11 protein-coding genes are annotated in these 8,538 nt (G+C 39.7%); 3 read left to right on the forward strand and 8 right to left on the reverse strand.

Features of this window, described 5'->3' with window-relative positions:
• From COT81_04780 to COT81_04805, 6 genes are all read right to left on the reverse strand, one after another.
• The coding region (locus COT81_04780) for a hypothetical protein (protein ID PIS04745.1) at positions 1 to 249 on the reverse strand (249 nt) is incomplete at its 3' end.
• A 1-nt stretch (position 250) separates the two neighbouring features.
• Positions 251 to 1,468, reverse strand: a complete 1,218-nt coding sequence (locus COT81_04785; protein PIS04746.1) for a hypothetical protein — start codon at positions 1,466 to 1,468, stop codon at positions 251 to 253.
• A gap of 1 nt (position 1,469) precedes the next feature.
• Positions 1,470 to 3,182: a hypothetical protein gene (locus tag COT81_04790; GenBank protein PIS04747.1), complete on the reverse strand. Its 1,713-nt coding sequence runs from the start codon at positions 3,180 to 3,182 to the stop codon at positions 1,470 to 1,472.
• Between the two features lie 34 nt (positions 3,183 to 3,216).
• On the reverse strand, positions 3,217 to 3,867 hold the full coding sequence (locus COT81_04795; protein ID PIS04748.1) for a hypothetical protein: 651 nt from the start codon (positions 3,865 to 3,867) through the stop codon (positions 3,217 to 3,219).
• A 59-nt stretch (positions 3,868 to 3,926) separates the two neighbouring features.
• A complete protein-coding gene (locus tag COT81_04800) occupies positions 3,927 to 4,679 on the reverse strand; it encodes a hypothetical protein (protein ID PIS04749.1) in 753 nt (250 codons plus the stop codon).
• Between the two features lie 92 nt (positions 4,680 to 4,771).
• On the reverse strand, positions 4,772 to 5,140 hold the full coding sequence (locus COT81_04805) for a response regulator (GenBank protein PIS04750.1): 369 nt from the start codon (positions 5,138 to 5,140) through the stop codon (positions 4,772 to 4,774).
• A 69-nt stretch (positions 5,141 to 5,209) separates the two neighbouring features.
• Between COT81_04805 and COT81_04810 the strand changes: the two genes are divergently transcribed.
• The 3 genes from COT81_04810 to COT81_04820 are packed head-to-tail and all read left to right on the forward strand — an operon-like array spanning position 5,210 to position 7,252.
• On the forward strand, positions 5,210 to 5,680 hold the full coding sequence (locus tag COT81_04810; protein ID PIS04751.1) for a hypothetical protein: 471 nt from the start codon (positions 5,210 to 5,212) through the stop codon (positions 5,678 to 5,680).
• Entirely contained in the window at positions 5,680 to 6,681 is a 1,002-nt protein-coding gene (locus tag COT81_04815) for a hypothetical protein (protein PIS04752.1), read from the forward strand. Before COT81_04810 ends, COT81_04815 begins: the two co-directional genes overlap by 1 nt.
• Positions 6,650 to 7,252, forward strand: coding sequence for an RNA methyltransferase (locus COT81_04820; protein ID PIS04753.1), 603 nt, complete (start codon positions 6,650 to 6,652; stop codon positions 7,250 to 7,252). Before COT81_04815 ends, COT81_04820 begins: the two co-directional genes overlap by 32 nt.
• A gap of 61 nt (positions 7,253 to 7,313) precedes the next feature.
• On the opposite strand, the gene COT81_04825 is transcribed toward COT81_04820, so the two are convergent.
• Both COT81_04825 and COT81_04830 read right to left on the reverse strand, forming a co-directional pair.
• Complete coding sequence (locus tag COT81_04825) at positions 7,314 to 7,817, reverse strand: transposase (protein ID PIS04754.1); 504 nt, start codon at positions 7,815 to 7,817, stop codon at positions 7,314 to 7,316.
• Between the two features lie 203 nt (positions 7,818 to 8,020).
• Positions 8,021 to 8,422, reverse strand: a complete 402-nt coding sequence (locus COT81_04830; protein ID PIS04755.1) for a hypothetical protein — start codon at positions 8,420 to 8,422, stop codon at positions 8,021 to 8,023.
• Positions 8,423 to 8,538 lie beyond the last annotated feature (116 nt).

Consider the following 8,538-nt stretch of genomic DNA (forward strand, 5'->3'; position numbering starts at 1 on the left):
TGTGGATGTGCCCTTGGTGTTTAAATCATAAATATATTGCCAATTGGCAGCTGATAGCGCTTTAACATAATCAAATTCTTCACTTGCCAAACTTAAAGCGATACCCCGTTCGCCTGATTTTTCATTGGCGACTAAACTAACGCCGATTAGTTGGGCGCTTAAGGTCACTATTACCGCCACTATCGCAACCACGACAAGTATTTCTAAAAACAAAACCCCTTTATTGTCGGCTATAATTTTCCTAATCATACTATGAAAAACCGCTGACTAATTGGTAAATTGGAATTAATACAGCAAATGCCACTCCGCCGACGACTAGCCCCATTATTAACAAAAGCACCGGCTCTAAATAAGACAGCAAGGTTTTAAGTGAACTATCAACTTCTTCCTCATAAAATTCCGAAGATAGCTTAAACACATTTTCCAAACTGCCGGTAGTCTCCCCAACGCGTATAATGCCTGTTAGTAATTTGGGGAACTGGCTTGGATATTGATCCAAGGTGTCTGACAAAGCATTGCCTTTTTTAATCGATTCCAATGATTGATGGACTATTTTCTTATACTCATCTCTGCCAACAGAGTCAGCGGCAAATTCTAACGACTTTGTAATGCCCATACCGGACGTCAATAAGTAGCCCATGGCCCGGGTAAACTTAACTATCGCAATTTTACGCATTAACTCTTTAACCATGGGCATCACATTTGATAGCTTAGCGTAAATTGTTTGACCAATTTTGGTTTTTCTGAAGTAAGTGATTAAATATAAAAAGATGATGAATACTACAAAATCAGCGGCATAGCTATAACTTAGCAGTGCGCTAACCTTAATTAATACCTTGGTTACCGCCGGGAGTTCAATATTCCCCCTCTCGAAAGTTTCAATTAAGTTTGGCAAAACAAAAATTAAAAGCAAGCCAATCACAGCGACGCTAGCAATCACCAAAATCATAGGATAAACCATGGCTGCTTTAATGCGCTTGGTTAGCTCGTAGTCCTTTTTTAAATGTACTGCCGCGTCCGAAAGAGTTTCACCTAAATTGCCAGAAGCTTCACCAGCTCGAATCATGCCGATATATATTTGAGGAAAATATTTACTGTATTGCTCCAATGTATCTGATAGATCCTGGCCTTTACTTAAATTGTTTTTAGCATCAACTAATATTTTTTTAAGTGTCGGGTTTTTGGTGTCTGAGGCTAAAATATCCAGAGTCTCCAAAATGCTTAATCCACTTTTGAGGCTGATTGATAAATCGCGAATCAGAAAAATAATTTGAACCCGCGATACTTTTGAACCAATACCGATTTGCAAAAAAGAAAGGCGGTTCTTTTTTTCAGTTGATTTAATAACTAAAGGTATCAATTTACGATCCCTTAAATACTGCGCTACCACATCCTTGCTCGGGGCCTGGTGCTCCCCCTTGTGGACAATCCCTTGAGTATCAGATGCTTCAAAATAAAAATTTGGCATATTATTCCCTAACAACTCTAATTACCTCATCCATGGTAGTGACGCCTTGGGCAACTTTGGCAATACCGTCCTCAAATAGCGTAATCATGCCTTGACTGATGGCGGTTTTTTTAATCTCCGCGGCGGGGGCTTTTTTGGCAATAAGCCTTCTGATTTCCTCAGACACTTTGAGCAACTCAAATATTCCAATTTGTCCTTGAAATCCCTCTTTGTTGCATTTGTCGCAGCCTTGGCCTTTATATAATGTTTGAGGAATTTGAATTCGCCGCTCACTTGACTCATTAATGGATAACTGGGCAGTTACTAGCCTTTCCTCTTCAGAAGTAATTTTATATGAAGCCACGCAAGCGCGGCATATTCGCCGGACTAAACGTTGGGCTACAATCAAATTTAAAGTCGATGACAGTAAAAACGGCGCCGCTTTCATGTCAATTAAGCGCGGAACAGTTGAAGCGGCATCGTTGGTATGCAAAGACGACAAAACTAAATGTCCAGTTAAGGCTGAATGTGTGGCAATATCAACCGTCTCCTCATCGCGGATTTCACCAACTAATATAATATCCGGGTTTTGCCGTAGTAATGACCTCAAACCATTCGCAAAAGTTAACCCAGCCTTTGGATTGACTTGAGTTTGATTGATTCGCGAAACCTCGTATTCAATTGGATCTTCAATAGTGACGATGTTGACTTTCGGCGTATTTAAAATATGAATAAAAGCATATAACGTGGTAGTTTTACCATGTCCAGTCGGCCCCGTTACTAATATCATTCCGTGTGGTTTTTTAATTTCTTCTTGAATTATCGTCATCGCGGCGCCAGACAAGCCTAAATCCTCTAAGCTGAAACGTTGTGTTGAGCCTCTTAAAATTCTCATCTCTACTTTTTCGCCGTAGTAAACAGGTATGATACTTACCCGGATATCAACTGGCTGGTCTAGCAACTCTTGCCGGAAACGACCGTCTTGGGGTTTGCTATGTTCATCAATTTGCAAACTGCCTAAAATCTTTACACGCGCTACTAGAATGGGAGCGATTTGTTTTGGCAGAGAAATCACTTCTTGTAAAATACCGTCCACGCGGTAGCGAATTAGTATCTCGTTAGCTAACGGCTCAAAATGAATATCAGATGCTCCCATCGCCGCGGCCTGTCCAATTATGTTGTCAATAATTGAGACAATTGACACTTGGTCGGCCAGCTTAGATAAATTGCCTTCAGCGCTTGTGGTGATAGATTTTTTGATATTTTCTTGGATGCTTTGTTTGAAGTCTTCGCTAATTTTTCGCTTATATAAAATCATCGCCCGCCTTAAACCAGAAGGGGTGGTTAAGTACGGTTCTACCCAAGCATCAAGCAATTGCCGTAAGTATTCAATTGTGTCAAAATCAATTGGATCAAGCATGGCAACCTTAGCAATTTTTTGGGTGGTATCAATTTCAAATAAAATTACATTTTTAGCGTGAGCGTACGACTCTGGAATTAAGTGCAATACCTCTTGACTAATAGAAACATTATTTAAGTCAACCGTGTTTACTCCAAAATATGGAGTCAATAGCTCCACCATGTATTGTTCTGGCACGTCACCTCTCTCGGTTAAGACCTCAGTTACCGGCTCGTTACTTCTTTGGGCCTGGTCAATAGCGGAATTTATGCTTGTTTCATCCACAAACCCGGAATCTAACAACATTGATTTAAGTTTTTCGTTACTTATGTGCATGTTACGCGATTTTTAAGTCAATATACTACCCTTATTATATATTAAATACACCTAAATTTAAACTAAAAATTAGCTCTTCCCCCCATAATATGCTGATAAGTGCCGCAATTATCATAGGTATGCCAATCGTGGTGTAAACTTTTTTATATAAAATTAAGCGAATAAAAGCGTAAATTAAAACGAAGACAAAAGTTAATATAAAAAAAACGATGAGACCAGGATAGCCTGATAATAGCAATCCGATTGACCCCAACCAAACGTCACTAGCTGTTAGCCAACGCCGATTAAATTGGCGCAGTCCGGCTAATAAAAATTGAAAAGCAAGGCTGGCAAGGATGGTAATTAAAATGTTGAGCCAAAAGCGCCCCCAAGTATAAAAAGCAAAATATCCAAACGAGCTATCTTTGATTGGATTTAGTCGCCAAAAAAATGTCAGCGGGACATTTTCTCCCAAGGCTTGATTTAAAAACCATCGTGTTGGACCGGCTCCAGACCAAGCCCAATATTGCAATGCGGTTAGTGTGGCACCGTAAGCAATGTAAAAAATTATTAGCCCGTAAAATAATTTTTTTAAACTAGGTTGTGAATCAGCAAAGTAATGCTTAGAGGTAATCACTAAAATAACCACAAAAGCTATTTTTGGTACTTCAACGAGTAATAAAGAGTTGGTTAAGAATTGAAGCATATTACAAACTAAAAATTCTATCAGTTACAAAACTAATAGAATTTTCACAATGCCGTAGTTTAAAAATCTGAACCAGTGCCAATAATTGTTAAGTCCGTACCGGATTCGTAAACATTTGAATTGTTGCCGCCATCGGTTGTGTGTTTGTTGTCGTCAGAAGTAAAGGCTTGACTCTCAAGGCGAGCATCAATTTCAAAAGTGTTGAGTGTGCTCTGGCAAGCATAACGATAAGTTAAATCGGAAGTGGTAACAGCGCCCGCGGTTGAGATGGTGTTAGTTGGGTCGGCCGGAAACGCAGAAATTGGTGACCCGCCAGTAATCCGGTTTAAATTAACTGGCACCCAGCCAGAACCGTCAATTTCACCAATTTCAGCGACCGTGGCAACTTGAATTGGCGCCGGTTGTAACGAAGTACCGCCATCAATGGTCGTATCAGTAATACTTGTGCCGGCTTGAGAAACACTATAATAAACTCTGTCGCCTGATGCGTATGTACCTGAAGTTGTTTGGCAATGAGTACTAGTCTCATCTCCGGATAAATAGATTGTTGAAGTGGCGTTTGTAATATAAATTGAAATAGCAGTTTTAACTGCTGCTAAATCTGCTAGGCGTTGGACGTCACGAGCTTTCTTTAACGTTTCAGCAGGGTTTAATGCAATAATTAGAATTGTTGATAAAATAGCAATAATAGAAATTACTATCAGTAACTCAAGCAAAGTAAAACCGACGTCTTCGCAGGTATTTTGCCCCTCGGATTGTAGTTTACTCAACTTAAGTTTTAGTAGTGATTCTTTTATTTTATTTTTTATCATAAAACGATATTTTTTATTTGATTCATAGAACTTATATATTATACCATAAACGCAATGGCCTATCAATTAAAAGATGTTATCGTGTGGATAAATTAACCGAGATACTTTTTAACCACATCTACAATTTGATTAATACTAGCTTCCGATTTCACCAAATAATCATTCGCCCCTAAATCATAAGCTTTAGTTTTATCGCCCTCTTGACCCAAATTTGATAAAACCACCACCGGAATTTTGGCCAAAGTTGAGTTATTCTTTTTTTGTTCTAAAATCGAAAAGCCATCTTTGCCCGGCAACATTAGATCTAACAAAATAACGTCAGGTGAATCACTAGCCATTTTGGCTAAGCCTTCGTTACCGTCAGGCGCAAAAATAATTTGATAGCCGTACTTTTCAAAAATTCGGCCATAAATACGAATTAGACGCTGGTTGTCTTCTATTATTAAAACTTTTTTCGCCATACACAATGCCTACGAAATTAATCAATATAGTGTATAATAGTACTAAATATGCTTCATAGCAATAACCGTATGAGCATTCACTCAAAGCTTGGTTTAACTTTACTTGAAATTTTAATCGTGATTACCATTGTTATGTTAATTACTGTTTTGGCGGTCACCACTTTTGGCGGATTAGTTTTTTCTTCTAATTTGGAAGAAGCCGCGAGAAAGATTCAATTAGACTTGCGGCGGGCTAGACAATCGTCCCTGGCGGGAACTGATAATAAAACTTGGGGCGTACATTTTGAAAATGTGGCAGGCACTGATTATTATGAAATTTTTTATACTGACACTGATTACGGCGCTGGTACCGCGTCTGAAACTATTTATTTGCCGGCCGGTATTTCATTTTCTTCGCCTGAAGCCTCAGCAAGCTCAACTGTAATTTTTACTCGCATCTCCGGAGAGGTAGATGCAAGTGTCACAACTACAATTCAAAGTATTAACGCGGACACTAAAGACATTGCCGTTCAAACGTTCGGACAAATTGTAACTGAATAATGAAGTTGAAATTAAAACATATCACCGTCATAAATTCATTAGCTTTTTATAGTTTTGCTTTAGCTATTTACTGGGACATGTGGAAACACGGAACGTACGGCGTAGATGAAAACTTTTTTTCTCTTCAGCATAATTTGGCATACGCTTCTTTGCTGTTAATTTTTTTACTCTCGGCTTACGGTTGGCTAATTTATAAAGAAAAAAAACTTTTTCAATTAGCTTTGTTTATGCTTCTCACGCCAGTTTCTGGTTTGTTTGATTTAACTTGGCATTGGTTTTTCGGCATTGAAACAACTGAAAAAATTTGGATTATTTGGAGCCCGCCACATATACTAATAACTTTATTAATAATAACCGGAGTGATAATTCAGTTACAAATTATTAATAAGATATTAAGAAGAAACCACAGGCAGGTAATTGCCCCCGTTTGCTGGGCTGTGCTTTTAGTGGCATTTAAATTTCTACTTTGGCCTCTGGACCCATTTGGACCATGGCATGTTTTAGGTTTTTGGGGGGCCGGTTTTTTTGTTTTCGTCCTAGTGATTATTTTACTTACTGCCAAAGACTGGTTTAAAACGTTATTTCCGTCAATTCGCGTTGTGGCTTTTTATATCGTAGTTACAGTAATTGAATTTACTAACCTAATACTAGTTCCCAGCGCTCAGGCGCATGGGCATGAAAGAACTGATACCATTAGCGAAACTGTTACTGTAAGCGTTACCCACAATAACCCTCCCGCCTTTTTAACAGTTTATTCATTGTTGCTAGTTGCATTAACTATCGATTTAAGCAAACGATTACCATCAATTTTACGCGGCGGTATCGCTGGTTTGTTATATTCTTGTCTTTTATACGGTTTCGCTTCAAATTATTTTAATGAAGCCTTCCTTTACTCAACCGAAAGCGCCATTGTGGCTATCATCTCGGGTGTAGCCGGAGGATTAATGGGTGGACTGATTTTTCCCTTAATTGCTAAAAAGATACATTTGCGTGGCGACTGAAAAACGAAAAAAAAGAATAGCCAGCGTAATTACCAACCGCCATCCCGGCATTATTGTATTAGAAGATATCCACGATCCGCATAACGCCGCGGCGGTATTTCGCACTTGTGACGCGTTTGGATTTCAGCAGGTTTATTTAATTTTTGAGAAAGAAAAAAAATTCAACCCTAGGCGTGTTGGAAAAGTATCATCCGCTTCGGCGAATAAATGGTTAGATTTTAAAATTTATTCATCTACTAAAAAATGTATCGCGGATTTGAAGCGAAAAAAGTATGAAATTGTGGCCTCGACTTTAAATGACAGTTCTGAAAATTTATTTCAGGCTAAATTCAAAAGTTATAAAACCGCTTTAATGTTTGGTAATGAGCACCGCGGTTTATCAGACGCCGCGATTAAATTGTCCCATCGACAAATTATTATCCCGATGTTTGGCATGGTTCAAAGCTTGAATTTATCAGTCACCGCGGCAATTTGTATGTATGAGCTGACTCGCCAAAACCAATTTTCAAAAAACTTTCAACTTACAAAAAAAGAGCAAACCGAATTGCTCAACCGTTTCAAAAAAATGTAAGGACACAACATTTTGTGTCTAATCAATGGTAGGGACAGATTTCAAATCTGTCCATTGTGTATTAAATTTGTCTAAAATTTTTGGGGTTATTTTTGTCCAATTCCCATTGTAACGGATTATTAACTATATACTCACGAATTTTATCTAATTCTTTTTCGTTTCTAATAATCCGGTCATAATACCGCGATTGCCAAAATTGTTTACCAGGTGTATTTGATAGTTTATTTATTTTACGCGTAGAAAATGCTTTGAATGCACGTATCATTTCAGATAAAGATGTAGGGACAGATTTTAAATCTGTCCGGTTGTTGGTAATAAAAATAATTCCATGTACGCGGTTAGGCATAATGATAAATTCACCTAGAACGCAATTTAAATAATGGTTAGGCAAATCAAGCCAACATTCCAAAACAACCCTGGCAGTGTCGTTGTCCACGAATATTCCATTCTCTATTTTACCCAAGGTACAGAATCTATTTTGGGTGCATATTGTCACAAAGTAACCGCCTTCAGAAGAATAATCATAATATTGCAGCCTAGGGTTTTTTCTGTTTTTAAAAATCATAAAACAGCGCTTAAATTAATTGCGCCGTTTCGCCCTCTATTTTAACAGATTGTTTTAAATTAGGACAGCATTAAATGCTGTCCCTACATAAAAAGGAGAAGGCACGAACCCGAAGGCCGTGCCTCTCTGAATGCGTCCTCGAGGTGAAGCTCGCACTCAGCCCTCCTGATTTACTGTGTTTTGCCGATTGTGGTTTTGCAGGCCTATACAGCGGCCAGCTGCTGTCGCGCCCTCTCGGCGTGTCGCTTGATCCGCCGGCAGCGGCGAACCTTCGTCTTCTCATCGGCCCCCATAGTCCAGGAGCCGTTGCATGTGGTGATCGCGTTCACGATGGTCACCCGCTTACCTGCGTGAGGCTCGAGGAGTGCCCACAACTCTTCTTCGATCACCATCTCCCCGTAGTACGGCATCGGGTTGCCGTCCCCGGGGGTAATGACCTTGCTCAGAGCCACTGGGGATGAGCAGAAGCGCGGCTCTTCGAGCAACGCGCCCTTTTCTTGCGGTCGCGGTCCTGCCGCAACCAGATCGACGTTGGGAATCGTCACCCGGCGAGTGGACCCGTGCTCAGCGCCCTCAGCTGCGAGACGCTTGCCGAGTTTCTCCACCTGTGGAGACGACTTGGCAGGTACCCCAAAATTTGTAAACTCAGTCTATGAAGTATAATGGATACAGAAAGGAAAAAACATTATGCCCAAAGGACATCCAGCCGTGTCTAAAGAGG

It is taken from the genome of Candidatus Buchananbacteria bacterium CG10_big_fil_rev_8_21_14_0_10_42_9 (genome assembly GCA_002773845.1).
Lineage (GTDB): Bacteria > Patescibacteriota > Patescibacteriia > Buchananbacterales > 21-14-0-10-42-9 > 21-14-0-10-42-9.